Consider the following 13,921-nt stretch of genomic DNA (forward strand, 5'->3'; position numbering starts at 1 on the left):
CGAGCAGGCGGCCCCTGCTCGGTAACCCACGAGTGTTTGTGAGTGAGGCCCCGGCCCGCAACCGACTCAACCATCCTGAGCGGTCACTCCATACGGTCTAAGGACCTGCTGGCGCTGCGAGATCCGCTGCACGTCCCGCACGATCTGCACGAAGCCCGGCTGTTCGATGGTGATGGGGGCGCTGGGCAAGGTGACCGGGATGCCGTCGACCAGTAGAGCAGACAAGGTCGCGTCGGGGCCGCGGTAGCCGCCTTGGCGAAACCTCCTGCGCCGCCGGCGTCACCAAAGCGGCTTCGAGAGCCTGCGTCGTCTTGGTTGCCGCGGCGTCGAGCGCACCGATGCGCACTACCGAATAGTCGACCATGGGCATGGCAGCAGTCGGCGTGAGCGCCGACACAGGGCTGTCGGCGTGCGCGGTGATCCAGCCGTAGATCTCCTGCTCACTCGCGGGGAGAGCCTTGGCCGTCTTGGTGTTGGCGCCATTTTCGAAGGCCTTCTCGACCGGGATCTGGCTGCGGACGATCTCGAAGAAGGCGTCGCTGATCGAGTCGGTGCCGCCCGGCAGGTTGGCGAACTGCTGCCATACGGCCGCGAAGGCCAGGGCAGTCGGCGTCGACTCGCGCACGTCCGCGGCGCTCAAGGGAAGAGTCGCCAGGCCGTCGATCCACGCGTGGGGGCCGGTGGTCTTGGCGCTGGCCAGCGGCTTGGGAACGGCGAGCACCACCGGCGTGGTCGCGAAGGACGCGCCGGGGGTGATCTGCGGCATCTCGCCATTGGTCTTGCGGCGGCCGTTGTAGAGGTCCTCCCAGGCCGAGGCGTCGTCGATCCAGAGCTGCTGGGTGACCTGGCCGTTCGAAGCATCGTCGACGAAGTCGCCCGATCGGATGGGGGCGAGCGTGACCTCAGCGCACAGCTTGGCCGCGTCCAACACCGTCCGCCCCCATTCTTGACTCGTCCCCGGCGCGCGACGTGCTCGCTCCGAAGCGGCAGTTCGCACGCATAACAGCGCCGACAAACCGTCCGCCGGTAACCTCGACGGGCGTGACCGAGTAGCTTTCCGGGCACCGCGGGAGCGTGGCGCCAGGGCTCCCCGGGTAGGAATCGAACCTACGTCGCTAATCCTGATTCAAAGTCAGGCGGGCCGTGCCAGCAGACCAACCGGGGATCACGCACCCCGAATGGGTGCGCGTCAAGGGTAGTCGAGCGGGCACAATGGTTTGGTGAGCGCATCCGGCGGCCGGCCCCGACGGGGCGAGCGTTCGCGGATGACGGGCACTCAGCGGCGCGAGCAATTGATCGAAGTCGGCCGGCATACCTTCGCGGAGCGGGGCTTCGAGGGCACCAGCGTCGAGGAGATCGCCGCGACCGCCAAGGTCTCGAAACCCGTTGTCTACGAACACTTCGGCGGCAAAGAGGGCCTGTATGCCGTGGTCGTCGACCGCGAGATCGCCGACCTGACCGCGCGCATCACCGACACCTTGACGGCCCCCGCGAGCCCGCGCGTGCTGATCGAGCAAGCGGCGATGGCGCTGCTGACCTATATCGAGGACGAGCCCGATGGCTTCCGGATCCTGGTGCGGGATTCGCCGCCGGGACAGCAGACCGGCTCCTTCGCCAGCTTGATGAGCGATGTGGCCAGTCAGGTCGAGTACATCATGGTGGCGCAGTTCAAGCACCGGAAGCTGGACCCCAAGGCCGCCCCGATGTATGCCCAGATGCTCGTGGGCATGGTGGCGCTGACCGGCCAGTGGTGGATGGACTCGAACCGCAAGTTCGGGCGCAGCGATGTCGCCGCCCACCTGGTGAATCTGGCCTGGAACGGGCTGGCTGGGCTCGAGCAGTCACCCGTCCTGCGCGGACCCGAGCAGCCCGCTTCGGCGTAAGGCACGGCGACCGCAGAATCTATGAAGCATCGCGGGTGTGACCTCCACGACCATGCCTCGTCAACGACGGACTCTTTGGCCCTCGCCACGTGGAAGTCGGTTAGAGTGGATGGGAATCGGCGACCGCGTACGCGAGCGCGTCCGATGTCGACAAGGCGCAGCCTCGCCTCGGCTCTTGGCGAGCATCAATAGGTCAGGCGAAGCGCTGGCATACCGAAAAGATGCGCCGGAAGGGCAGGATCACGCCCGCGGAAGTGCGGGGATAGGCCTGGCGCAACTCGGCGGCATACGCATCGACAAAGGCGGCGCGCTCGGCCGCGTCGGTGAGTAGGTCGATAACCGGGCGTAGGCCGGTGCTGCGCACCCATTCCAGTACCGGATCGCTCTGCTCCCCCGCCCGGTCGAGCAGGTGCAGGTAGGTCGTCTCCCAGGCGTCGACGACGCAGCCGACGCGGGTCAGCAGTTGCAGGTAGGTCGCCGGTTCGGCCGATCCGCCGCGCTCGAGGGCGGCGAGCAACTCACCGGCCCGCGGCTGGCGGGCGGCGACCTCGCGCATCAGCCGGTGGCTGGGTGCCGAGAAGTTGCCCGGCACCTGCAGGGCCAGCCAGCCGCCCGGTGCGAGCGCGTCGACCCAGGTGGGGAGGAGTTTGAGGTGGTTGGGAATCCACTGGAGCACCGCATTGGTGACGATCACATCCGGTCGTGCGCCGAGTTCGTCGATATCCCAGACCGCCAGATCGGCGCGGATCCACTCGACCCGCCCGTCCGGGTCCAGCGCATGCGCCGCGTCGAGCATCTGCTGGGACGAGCCGACGCCGACGACCCGCGCGTCCGGCCACCGCTGCGCGAGCGCGAGCGTGAGCGGGCCATTGCCGCACCCGAGGTCGAGGACCAGATGCGGCGCCTCGGCGCGGACCCGTGCGGTCAACTCGTAGAAGGGGCGCGAGCGCTCGTCAGCAAACTTGGCGTATTGGTTCGGATCCCAGCGCGTCGACATCGCGTCCCATTCCCTTCAGTGGCCGATTATCTCGACGTCAAGATACTTGGTGCGTAGAGTATGCCTGTGAACCCGCCCGATGACGTCGATCTGATCGTCGCGGCGTGGCAACGCGAACGGCCCGATCTCGACGTCGCACCGCTGCAGGTGCTCTCGCGCGTGAGCCGGCTGGCCAAGCGGCTGGACCTGGCCCGAGCGGGGGCCTTCGCCGGGCTCGGGCTGGAGATCTGGGAGTTCGACGTGCTCGCCGCCTTGCGCCGAACGGGTGCGCCCTACCGGCTCTCGCCCGGTGCCCTGGTCGAGGCCACCTTGGTGACCAGCGGGACGATGACCAACCGGGTCGACCGGCTGCTCGCCCGCGAGCTGGTCACGCGACGACCGTCGCCGACCGACCGGCGCGGTGTTCTCGTCGAGTTGACGCCCGCCGGGGTGCGGGCGGTCGACGGGGCCATGGAAGCGCTCCTCACTCGCGAACGCGCGGTGCTGGCGGGGCTGAGCGAGGCGGACCGGCGCGCGCTCACCGGCTTCCTGCGCGAGCTGCAGGCGGGCCTGGACGCCCCCGAGTAGCTGCTGCGCACCAGCAAGACTGTGCGCTACAGCAAGACCCAGCGCAGCGACATCACGTTCGCGACCGACAACCGCCTCGTCGCGCACCTCGGAGGCGATCCGCACCCCCAGAGACCCCGCTCGGCAGGGTCGAGGCGCTGATTCACTCGGCGAGTTCGGCCTGGGCCAGCCAGTCCTCTTCGAGCGCCTCGCGCTCGGTGTCGACGGCGCGCAGGTCGGAGGAGAGTCGCACCATCGCCGCGTGATCGCTGGCCTGAGCCGCCATGTCCGTATGAATGCGCCCCGCCTTCTCGGTGAGCCGTTGCAGTTGACGTTCGATGCGGGCGAGATTCTTGCGGGCCTCGCGCTGCTGGGCCGGATTCGCGGCCGGCGGGCTCGCGCCGCGGTCGGCCGGCTCGGACGCGGTCGAGGAACCAGTCGCCCCTCCAGCTGCGGAGCCAGGGGCCGACCCACCGGCCGCGGCGCCAGCGGCGCCAGCCACTGCGGCGCCTGAGGGGATCGGTGGCGCGTCACCGCCCACGCCGGCCGCGGTGCCGGCGGGTGCAGCCTGACGGGCGGGGGCAGGCATACCGGCGCGCAGTTGGAGGTATTGGTCGACGCCGCCGGGCAGGTCGCGGATGCGGCCGTCGCCGAGGAGGGCGACCTGGCGGTCGGTGATGCGTTCGAGCAGGTAGCGGTCGTGCGAGACGACGACGAGCGTGCCGACCCAGCCGTCGAGCAGGTCCTCGACCGCGGTCAGGGTGTCGATGTCGAGGTCATTGGTCGGCTCGTCGAGGAGCAGCAGATTCGGCTCGTCGAGCAGGACGCGCAGCAACTGCAGGCGCCGTCGCTCGCCACCGGAAAGGTCGCCGACGCGGACCTGCTGGCGCGGACCGGGGAAGCCCAACCGCTTGGCGAGGGCCGAGGCACGGACCGGCTTACCGGCGAGCATGGTGCTCGTGCGCACCGACTCAATGGCCTCGATGACCCGCCGGTCGGCGAGTTCATCGAGTTCGCGCACGTCCTGGGTCAGGTGCCCGACGCGGACGGTGACGCCCTGCTTGCGCCTCCCGGAGTCCAGGGGGCGTTCCCCCGCGAGCACGTCGAGCAGCGTCGACTTGCCCGCGCCGTTGACCCCGACCAGGCCGATCCGGTCGCCGGGCGCGAGCTGCCACCTCACCCGCGCGAGCATCGGGCGCTCCCCGAAGGCCAGGCTCGCGTCGTGGAGGTCCACGACATCCTTGCCCAGCCGCGCGGTCGCGAAACGCATCAGCTCCACGCTGTCGCGCGGGGGCGGTTCGTCGCTGATCAGGGCGGCGGCCGCGTCGAGGCGGAACTTCGGTTTGCTCGTGCGGGCCGGCGCCCCCCGGCGCAGCCACGCGAGTTCCTTGCGCAGCAGGTTGGCGCGCCGCTCCTCGGTTACCGCCGCGATGCGAGCGCGTTCCGCACGGGCGAGGACGTATGCGGCATACCCCCCGTCGTAGGCATCGACCGTGCCGTCGTGGACCTCCCACGTCGCGGTGGCCACCGCGTCCAGGAACCAGCGGTCGTGGGTGACGACGATCAAGGCGCGATCCGGCCGCGCCCAGGTCGTCGTCAGATAGCGCGCCAACCAGGTGACACCCTCGACGTCGAGATGGTTGGTCGGCTCGTCGAGCATGAGCAGGTCGGCATCGGCGACCAGCGCGCGGGCGAGGGCGACGCGACGGCGTTCGCCGCCGGAGAGCCGGTCGACGACGGCCCCTAGGCCGCCGAGTGCTCCCGCCCGCTCGTCCCCGACCAGCCCACCGAGGACCTCGCGGATCCGCGATTCCGAGGCCCACTCGTGCTCGGCGGCGTCACCGACGATCGCCTCGCGGATCGTTGCTCCTGCGGGCAGGTCGTCGTCTTGGGCAACCTCGGCGATCTGCAGGCCGCCGGTATGCGTCACCCGGCCGTCGTCGAGGGTGCGGCGCCGCGCGAGCACCCCGAGCAGCGTGGATTTGCCCCCGCCGTTGGCGCCGACGACGCCGATCCGGTCGCCGGTGCCGATGCCGAGCGAGACGCCGTCGAGGATCACCCGAGTGCCGGAGTGGATGGTGGCCCGCTCCAGGTTGACGAGATTGGCCATCAGCGCGCAGCCGCCGCCTCGATCGTGGCCCCCGGGACCGGCCCGACGGCCCGGCGCACGTCCGCGGCCGTCCCCGAGGCCGCGAGGGCGACGGCCAGATCGATGGCCGCCTCCGCGTTGCGAACCAGGAAGGCCACCGTCGGGCCGGAGCCGGAGACGATGCCGCCGAGCGCCCCGAAGCCGAGGCCGGCTTCGAGGACCTCGCCGAGGTCGGGCTGCAGCGAAATCGCCGCATCCTGTAGGTCGTTGGCGAGCCGGCCGGCGAGTCCGTCCCGGTCACCGGCAGCGAGTGCGGCCAGGAGGACCTGATCGGGCTCGGGCGCCGTGACGTCGGTGGCTGCGCGGAGGCGGTCGCACTCGGCATACACGCTCGGGGTCGACAGGCCCTGAGTGGAGAGCGCGAAAACCCAGTGGTACTTGCCTCTGGTCAGGACCGGGACGACGTGCTCGCCGCGGCCCGAGCCGAGCGCGGTGCCGCCGGAGATGAGGAAGGGGATATCGGAGCCGAGGCCGGCCGCGATGCCCTCGAGCTCGGCCGCCGGCAGGTCGAGACCCCAGAGCCGGGCACAGGCGACAAGCGCGCCGGCCGCATCCGCCGAGCCGCCTGCCATCCCGCCCGCGACCGGGATCTCCTTGGTGACCCTGAGGTGGACCGGCGTGTCGACACCCGCATGGTCGGCAAGGGCTTGGGCCGCACGAACGGCGAGATTGCTCGCGTCCCCCGGGACACCCTCGCGCGTGCGCCCGGTCAACTCGATCCCCCACTGCGGCGCGTGCGTGACCTCGACCAGGTCGTAGAGGCCAACGGCCTGGTAGACGGTCGCGAGCTCGTGATAGCCGTCTGCGCGCCGGGGTCCGACGCGCAACTCCAGGTTGACCTTCGCCGGCACCCGCACGCTGACGCGTGGCAGGAGCACCGGCACCGACGTCATGGGGTCCACCTAACCATGTCCGGCGTGTGGTCGCGTCGGCCCCGGCTACCGCCGTCGGGCGAGCGGCTCGCGGAGTTCGCCCACGCGGCGTCCGCCACGGCATCGGCCGGGCGGGTGGGCGCCCGGCTCATGCCTCGGCGACCGGATCGTCGCTTGTGCTGCCAGCGCGATCCGCGGCGCTCGCAATGGCCGCGGGACCCGCGGTGCGTCTGGGGGTCGCGCGCCCGGCAGCGATCGCGGCGAAGTCGGCGATGCTCAGCTGCTCACCGCGCACCGTCGGGTCCAGGCCGGCCGCTCGGACGGCAGCCTCGGCGGCCGCCGGCGAGCCGGCCCACGGGGCCAGCGCGGAGCGGATCATCTTGCGGCGTTGGGCGAAGGCGGCATCGACGCAGGCGAAGGTCGCCGCGCGGTCGGCATCCGTCGACGGCGGCTCCCGACGCTCGATGGCGACCAGGCCGGACTCGACATTGGGCACCGGCCAGAAGATCGAGCGCGGGACGGTCCCGGCCAGGCGCACCTCGCCATACCAACTCGCCTTGGCGCTCGGCGCGCCATAGGTGCGCGACCCGGGCGCGGCGGCCAGTCGCTCGGCGACTTCCAACTGCACCATGACCAAGACATGAGTGATGCTCGGGAAGTGCTCCAGCAGGTGCAGCACAACCGGCACCGAGACGTTGTAGGGCAGGTTGGCCACCAGCTTGGTCGGCGCCAGCGGCAACTCCCGCACGCGCAGCGCATCGGCCGGTATGACGGTCAGCCGCTCCGCGCGCTCGGGGAGCAGCGCGCCCATGGTGCTCGGCAGGGCCGCTGCGAGTGTGGGATCGATCTCGATCGCCAGGACGGCCGCGGCCTTGTGGAGCAGCCCGGCGGTCAGCGACCCCAGGCCAGGCCCGACCTCGAGCACGACATCCTGCGGCCCGACCTCCGCCAGGCGCACGATCCGCCGCACGGTGTTGGCGTCGACGACGAAGTTTTGCCCCCACTGTTTGGCTGGCCGGATCCCGAGGCCGGCCGCCAGGCGCCGGATGTCCGCCGCCCCGAGATAGCCTGCCTCCTCGCTCACCGGCTCAACCTATCCGCCGCTGGGAGCCGACCGCGAATGGCAGGCCGCTTCTCGACCAGCGAGCCGCGCGTTGGACATGGCGAAGCGCCCCGGGGGTCTCCCGGGGCGCTTCGTCAGGTGTGCCGTCAGGGCGGCGACGTGGCCGGTCAGGCCGCGTGCGCGCAGCCCCAGGGCGAGAGGCCGGCGATCGCGTAGTAGCGGTTCGCGACCGTGATCTGCTGCTCGCGGCTGGCGAGGTCCGCGCGCGGCGCGAAGTCGGCGCCACCCATGGCCAGCCAGCTCGCCGTGGCGAACTGGAGCCCGCCGTAGTAGCCGTTGCCGGTGTTGATGTGCCAGTTGCCACCGGACTCGCACTGAGCGATCCGGTCCCACATCGCGGCATTGGCCAGGTTCAGCCCGGAGGACGAGGCGCCGCCAGAGGACGAGCCGCCCGACGACGACCCACCCGAGGATGCGCCACCGGTCGAGGCCGGGGTGCTCGGGCGCTTCTTGGTGCCGATGGCGACGACCGCGTCGCGCTCGGTGATCGTGGTCTTGGTCGAGACCTTGGTCTTCTTGTAGAGCTTGCCGTCATGGAAGACATAGAGGTAGGTCGTCACGGCCTCGCCATTGCGACCGGCGGTGATGACCTTGCTCTGCCCCTCATAGAGGCTGGAGTCGTTGCGCTTGATGGTCTCGTAGGCGTTGGTCGTCGTCTTGGTGACGTTCTTGGTCTTGACCCGCGTGACCGTCAGCTTCATGCCGTCGGCGAGTGGCGTGTCCAGACCGGGCTTGACCAGGTCCTTTGTGCCAACCGAGACCTTGAGCATGGCGAGCAGGCTCTTGACATCGTTCTCGGTGGTGGTCTTAGTGGTCGTCTTGCCGTCCGCGGTGACCGTGACGCTCTTGGGCGTGATCATCGACAGCGCGAGGCCGGACCGGCCGAGCACGGCCGAACGAGAGGCGGACAACTTGGCGTCCTCGGCGCGCAGGCCGAGTTCGGAGAGGGCCTGGCCGACGGTGGTGGCCGTGGTCCAGTACTCCTTGGCCTGACCGTCGATGGTGACGGTCAGCTTGCGTCCATAGCGGACGACGATGGTCTGCCCGTCGGTGACGGGCGTGTTGACGGACGGCACGACCAGGTCGTGCGCTCCGACGGTGATGCCTTCGCTCTTCAACACATCGCCGACAGTGCCGGCGAAGGAGTGAATCGCATCGGTTTGCCCCTCGACCGAGAGGTTGACCGATTTGTCGAAGTGGGCGACACCGGCCACTCCGGTCGCGAGGACGCCCACGATGCCCATCTGGGCCAGGCGCCGTACCGGAAGAAGGTTCAAGTCTGCTCCAAAGTCGTGATGTCCGAACCGAAACGCGTTCGGGCAGCGACGGTCCCGCGCTGAAGGCAGGAAGGAGAGCACCTGGGTGGGGGGCCCGCGTGGAGCACTCGGGGGATCCACGTCCTCGTGGTCCGAGTGGCCAACCGACGCCGCCGAATCGGGTGTTCAAGTTCGGCGAACATCTCCAGAGTGCCCGGGTGTTGGGTGAAAGGTCAAATTTCGATAACGGCCGGCGGCTGTTCACGAAACATCCGTCACAGGCGTGCTACGCCGCCCCACGGTGGTCGTTACCAGGGGCCGTAGAGCCGCTCGGCCGTCGCCGAGACCTCCTGCGCGAGCTCCACCACCGAGACACCGGCGACGCCTGCCACCACCCGCGCCGTGACCGGCAGGAGGTAGGAGGAGTTAACCGCCCCGCGCCACGGATGCGGCGTCAGATAGGGCGCATCGGTCTCGATGAGCAGTTGCTCCAGCGGCGTGACGGCGACGGCGTCGCGCAGGGCGTGATTGTTCTTGAAGGTGACCGGCCCGGCATACGAGAGGAAGAAGCCGCGCTCGACGCACGCCCGCGCGAAGCGCGCGTCCCCGCTGAAACAATGCATGACCGTATGCCGTGGCGCCCCCACCTCATCGAGCACCGCGAGCACGTCCTCATGCGCGTCGCGGTCGTGGATCTGCAGGGGCAGGTCCAGTTCCTTGGCCAGCGCGATATGCCAGCGGAAGGCGTCGTGCTGGATCTCGCGGCCCTCGGGACCGGTGCGGTAGTAGTCGAGCCCGGTCTCGCCGACCGTGCGCACCCGCGGGTCGAGAGCCAACGCGCCGATCACCGCGTAGGCCGCGTCCAACTCCCCGAGAGCCGCCAGCCGGGGCGCTTCGTTGGGATGCAGCGCGACGCCCGCCAGCACCTGGGGATGAGTGTGCGCCATCACGACGCTTGACCGGGCGCTCTCGACCTCGCACCCGATCTGCACGACCCGGTCGACGCCGACGGCCGCGGCCGCCGCGATCGCCTCCGAGACCTCCAGTCCCGGCGCGTCCGAGCGCACCGAGTCCAGGTGAGTGTGGTTGTCCACCAACGCAATCGGCAGCGGGTCCGGCCGCGGGGGCAGTTCGCTGCGGGCCATGCAGGTCAGCCCGCCATCCGGTCGAGTTCCTGCGCGACGACGCTCTCGTCGAGCTTGACGAAGACCGGCCCCGGCTTGGCGACCGGCGTTCCCGGGACGACCGGGACCCGGCCCCAGCGCGGCGTGGCCGAATAGTCGCCGGTGATCACCGGATAGGCCCGGCCGTCGTCGAGGTCGGCGACGTCGACGACCTGCGGCATCGGCATGAAGTCACCGGTCCCTCCGAGGATCCGATGCACCGCGTTGCTGGAGTGCGGCAGCATCGGGGCGAGCAGGGTGTTGCAGTCGGCGACGCACTGAGCCAGGACGTGCAGGATGGTGCCGAGGCGTTCGCGCTGGTCCTCGCTCTTGAGTTTGAAGGGCTCGGTCCGCGACACATAGGCGTTGACCTCGGCGACGACCTTCATGGCCTCGGCCGTCGCCTGCCGCAGCCGCGAGCGCCGCAACAATCCACCCACGATGTCGAAGCCGGCAGCCACCGCACCCAGGATCGCCTCGTCCTCGGGGGCGAGCGGGCCGCATACGGGGATCTCACCGAACTGCTTGTGGATCATCGTTGCGGTCCGGTTGACCAGATTGCCCCACCCGGCCACGAGTTCGGAGTTGGTGCGCTGCACGAACTCCCGCCAGGTGAAGTCCGCATCCGAGGTCTCCGGCCCGGCGGCGCAGAGGAAGTAGCGCAGCGCGTCCGGCTGATAGCGGGTCAGGACGTCGCGCACGAGGATCGTGTGCCCGCGGCTGGTGGAGAACTGTTGGGACTCCATCGTCAGGTATTCGGAGCTGACGACCTCGGTGGGCAGGTTGAGTTCGCCGTACATCCCGGGCTCGCCGCCCCGCTCCCCCTTGCCCATATAGCCGAGCAACTCGGCGGGCCAGATCTGGGAGTGAAAGGTGATGTTGTCCTTGCCCATGAAGTAGTAAGACAGGGCACTGGGGTCGTTCCACCACTCGCGCCAGCGCTCGGGATCGCCGGTGCGCCTTGCCCATTCGATCGACGCCGACAGATAGCCGATCACCGCGTCGAACCAGACATAAAGCTTCTTGGTGGGCAGGTCGCGCCAGCCGTCGAGGGGCACGGGGATGCCCCAGTCAATGTCGCGGGTCATGGCGCGGGGCTTGATGTCGTCGAGGATGTTCAGGCTGAACTTGATGACATTGGGGCGCCAGGTGCCCGAGGCTTCGCGCTCTCCGAGATAAGCCCGAAGCGCGTCGGCGAGGGCCGGCAGGTCGAGGAAGAAGTGCTGAGTCTCGATGAAATCCGGTGTCTCGCCGTTGATCTTGGACCTCGGATTGATCAGATCCTCGGGCTCGAGCTGGTTGCCGCAGTTGTCGCACTGGTCGCCGCGGGCCTCGCCGTAGCCGCAGATCGGGCAGGTGCCCTCGATATAGCGGTCGGGCAGGGTGCGGCCGGTGCTCGGCGAGATCGCGCCCTTTTGGGTGCGCTCGATCATGTAGCCGTTCGTCCATACCTGCGAAAACAGTTCTTGCGCAACGGCATAGTGGTTGACCGTTGTGGTTCGGGTGTAGAGGTCGTAGGAGCAGCCGAGGTCCGCCAACTCATGGGCGATGATCGCGTGGTTCTTGTCGACCAGTTCGCGGGCCGTGACGCCCTCCTTGTCAGCGAGGACGAGGATCGGGGTGCCGTGCTCGTCCGAGCCGCTGACCATCAGCACCTCATGACCGACCATCCGCATGTAGCGCGCGAAGACGTCGGAGGGGACACCGAAACCGGCGACATGGCCCAGGTGGCGCGGACCGTTGGCATACGGCCACGCGACAGCGGCGAGGACTTTGGTCATGCGGCAAGTGTATTGAGGCCCGAGCGTGGCCGTATGCGCGTTTCGGCGGCGTGGCCGCGGGGCCGGCGGAGCGCGGCATACGGCAGTCAGGGGTTGAAATATTGACCAATTGTTTATCGGACAGTGTCTTGACGTCCTGCCCTAACGTCTTTATCGAACGAGGCCGCAAGCCTCGTTTTTCGACGCCGGGACACGCCCGGCAGCACATCGTCAAGCCGGGTCTGCCCGGCTGCACAACAGGAGGGAACACCATGAAGCGCATCACCGGAGCCCTTGCGGGCGCCGCCCTGGCCGGCTCGATGGGGATCGGGATGGCCACGTCCGCGTCGGCGAGCACCACTGCTCCCGAGAGCGGCGTCTCCGCCACCAACTCGGCAGTCAGCTGCCCGGTTCGGTACATCACGCGCGGTATTCGCGTGACCTGCCCGGCATCCATCCCCGGCACGGTCTTCCGGGCCGTCGTGAAGTGCAAGCGACCGAGCGGCGCGACGTTCATGAAGAAGGACGTCTGGCGCATCCAGGGCACGGGCTACAGCCAGGCGCAGTGCCCGATCGGCACCAAAAAGGTCTCCTACCCGTACGCCTTCGAGTACAAGTAAGCCGATCGGCCGCGACAACGGCGTCGCGGACATGTGCGTCGAAGGCCGACATCCCCAGCGCGAGGGGTGCCGGCCTTCGGCGTGTCCGGGATTAGCCGGGCAATCAGGGACGTTGCATCCTGCGCCAGCTCGCTCTGGGCCGGTGCCGAGTCGAAGATAGTTACGCTCACCCCATGATCGCCGCCCTGACGGGGATGGGTCTCTCGGCTGCCGCCGGGTTGAACGCCTACATCCCGTTCATGATCGTCGCGCTGCTCGCGCGATTCACCGACATCATCTCCTTGCCCGCGAGCTTCGCCTGGATCGAATCCACCTGGGCCATCGCCATCGGCGCCGTGCTCTTGGTCAGCGAGGTGGTGCTCGACAAGATCCCGGCCATCGACACGATCAACGACACCGTCCAGACCTTCATCCGGCCCACCATGGGCGGGCTGATCTTCGCCGCGACGACCGCGGCGAGCGACCTGGACAACTCGGCATGGATGCAGTCGCACCAATGGATCGGTGTCGTGCTGGGCATCGTCGTCTCGGGACTGGTGCACTCCGGGAAAATGGCGGCGAGACCCGCGATCAATGCGGGAACTCTCGGCGCGGGTGCACCCGTCGTCTCCACCATGGAGGACGGCGCTTCGATCGGCCTGTCCCTGATCGCGATCTTCATCCCGATCCTGGTGATCGTGGCGCTCGCCATCCTTTTCGGACTCTTCTTCTGGCTCTGGCGCAAGGTGCACCGGTGGCGCAAGAACCGCCGGCAGCGCATGGACGACGCCGGCGTGACCTACGCCTGACACCCGTTGGGCGTCAGCAACGCCGGATCGTCCTCGCCACGCCTTAGCGTCGCTGCGCGTGGCCCGGCTCCCACCCCCCTCGCTCAGGCGGCGAGCAAGTCGATCAACTGGCGCGTTGCGCGCTCGACATAGGCCGCGCGTTCGGACCTCGGCAGGGGCAGAGAACTGAGCAGCACCCCTTGGAAGGCCGCGACCGTGACCTCGGCGCGTTCGGCCGCGTGCCGGCGCGAGACGTGGACCGCAATACCTTCCACGAGAGCCACCAGGCGCACCCGCCACAATCCGAACATCGCCATCAGCTCCGGCGTGCGCACGCTCTCCAACGCCAGCTCGGCCTGGACGGCGACCAGCTCGGTCTCGGTGACATGGCCGACGAGCAGACGGACGACCTCGTCGATGATCAGCCGCTGACGCTGGGCATCGTCGGCTTCGTCGAAGGCTTCGACGCGAGTCGCGGTCGCCTCGATGCGATCGGCGAGCAACCACGACACGTGTGCCGTCAACGCGGTGAGCAGGGCGATCCGGGTGCGATAGGAGGTGCTGGTCGACCCTTCGGGCACGCCCGCCTCGGCGTCGACCGCCCGGTGGGTCAACGCACGCAGGCCACCACGGCTGACGACGCACACCGCTGCGTCGAGGAGATCCTTGCGCCGCCCGGTCGCTCGCGCGATTTCGACGTTATCGGCGGGGGCGGTGAGCGGCATGCGGCCATTGTCGCGCGTGTGGCGCGGGTCACGCAGCCCGCCGGGCCATCTAGATTTGCA

The 13,921-nt window shown here is 69.2% G+C and carries 13 protein-coding genes and 1 tRNA gene; 4 read left to right on the forward strand and 10 right to left on the reverse strand.

The features are described from left to right. Positions 1–97: 97 nt before the first annotated feature. Entirely contained in the window at positions 98–931 is an 834-nt protein-coding gene (locus tag ABD209_RS19090; protein WP_344069494.1) for a hypothetical protein, read from the reverse strand. Between the two features lie 155 nt (positions 932–1,086). Then, a tRNA-Gln gene (locus ABD209_RS19095) sits at positions 1,087–1,165 on the reverse strand. Between the two features lie 100 nt (positions 1,166–1,265). On the opposite strand from ABD209_RS19095, the gene ABD209_RS19100 reads away from it, so the two are divergent. Next, positions 1,266–1,883 (forward strand): TetR/AcrR family transcriptional regulator, encoded by a 618-nt coding sequence (locus ABD209_RS19100; RefSeq protein WP_344069787.1) that lies wholly within the window; start codon positions 1,266–1,268, stop codon positions 1,881–1,883. Positions 1,884–2,076: 193 nt separating this feature from the next. Here the strand turns inward: ABD209_RS19100 and ABD209_RS19105 are convergent, their stop codons facing one another. Continuing rightward, complete coding sequence (locus tag ABD209_RS19105; protein WP_344069497.1) at positions 2,077–2,880, reverse strand: methyltransferase domain-containing protein; 804 nt, start codon at positions 2,878–2,880, stop codon at positions 2,077–2,079. A gap of 66 nt (positions 2,881–2,946) precedes the next feature. Here ABD209_RS19105 and ABD209_RS19110 point away from each other — a divergent pair, with 66 nt between their 5' ends. Next, positions 2,947–3,447: a MarR family winged helix-turn-helix transcriptional regulator gene (locus ABD209_RS19110; RefSeq protein ID WP_425564741.1), complete on the forward strand. Its 501-nt coding sequence runs from the start codon at positions 2,947–2,949 to the stop codon at positions 3,445–3,447. 142 nt (positions 3,448–3,589) lie between these two features. Here the strand turns inward: ABD209_RS19110 and ABD209_RS19115 are convergent, their stop codons facing one another. The 6 genes from ABD209_RS19115 to metG all read right to left on the reverse strand — a co-directional run bounded on the left by ABD209_RS19115 (position 3,590) and on the right by metG (position 11,770). Continuing rightward, positions 3,590–5,536, reverse strand: a complete 1,947-nt coding sequence (locus tag ABD209_RS19115) for an ABC-F family ATP-binding cassette domain-containing protein (protein WP_344069502.1) — start codon at positions 5,534–5,536, stop codon at positions 3,590–3,592. Next, positions 5,536–6,468 (reverse strand): 4-(cytidine 5'-diphospho)-2-C-methyl-D-erythritol kinase, encoded by a 933-nt coding sequence (locus ABD209_RS19120; protein WP_344069505.1) that lies wholly within the window; start codon positions 6,466–6,468, stop codon positions 5,536–5,538. Before ABD209_RS19120 ends, ABD209_RS19115 begins: the two co-directional genes overlap by 1 nt. A gap of 127 nt (positions 6,469–6,595) precedes the next feature. Further along, positions 6,596–7,531 (reverse strand): 16S rRNA (adenine(1518)-N(6)/adenine(1519)-N(6))-dimethyltransferase RsmA, encoded by a 936-nt coding sequence (gene rsmA / locus ABD209_RS19125; protein ID WP_344069508.1) that lies wholly within the window; start codon positions 7,529–7,531, stop codon positions 6,596–6,598. Positions 7,532–7,677: 146 nt separating this feature from the next. Beyond that, complete coding sequence (locus ABD209_RS19130) at positions 7,678–8,847, reverse strand: resuscitation-promoting factor (protein WP_344069510.1); 1,170 nt, start codon at positions 8,845–8,847, stop codon at positions 7,678–7,680. Positions 8,848–9,134: 287 nt separating this feature from the next. Continuing rightward, positions 9,135–9,971, reverse strand: a complete 837-nt coding sequence (locus ABD209_RS19135) for a TatD family hydrolase (protein ID WP_344069513.1) — start codon at positions 9,969–9,971, stop codon at positions 9,135–9,137. A gap of 5 nt (positions 9,972–9,976) precedes the next feature. Next, complete coding sequence (gene metG / locus ABD209_RS19140) at positions 9,977–11,770, reverse strand: methionine--tRNA ligase (RefSeq protein ID WP_344069516.1); 1,794 nt, start codon at positions 11,768–11,770, stop codon at positions 9,977–9,979. A 251-nt stretch (positions 11,771–12,021) separates the two neighbouring features. Here metG and ABD209_RS19145 point away from each other — a divergent pair, with 251 nt between their 5' ends. Both ABD209_RS19145 and ABD209_RS19150 read left to right on the forward strand, forming a co-directional pair. After that, complete coding sequence (locus ABD209_RS19145; protein WP_344069519.1) at positions 12,022–12,369, forward strand: hypothetical protein; 348 nt, start codon at positions 12,022–12,024, stop codon at positions 12,367–12,369. Positions 12,370–12,542: 173 nt separating this feature from the next. Further along, on the forward strand, positions 12,543–13,157 hold the full coding sequence (locus ABD209_RS19150) for a DUF4126 domain-containing protein (RefSeq protein WP_344069522.1): 615 nt from the start codon (positions 12,543–12,545) through the stop codon (positions 13,155–13,157). Positions 13,158–13,240: 83 nt separating this feature from the next. Here ABD209_RS19150 and ABD209_RS19155 read toward each other — a convergent pair whose 3' ends face one another. After that, on the reverse strand, positions 13,241–13,861 hold the full coding sequence (locus tag ABD209_RS19155; protein WP_344069525.1) for a TetR/AcrR family transcriptional regulator: 621 nt from the start codon (positions 13,859–13,861) through the stop codon (positions 13,241–13,243). Positions 13,862–13,921 lie beyond the last annotated feature (60 nt).

The sequence above is a fragment of the Nostocoides vanveenii genome (assembly GCF_039531165.1).
GTDB classification, from domain to species: Bacteria; Actinomycetota; Actinomycetes; order Actinomycetales; family Dermatophilaceae; genus Nostocoides_A; species Nostocoides_A vanveenii.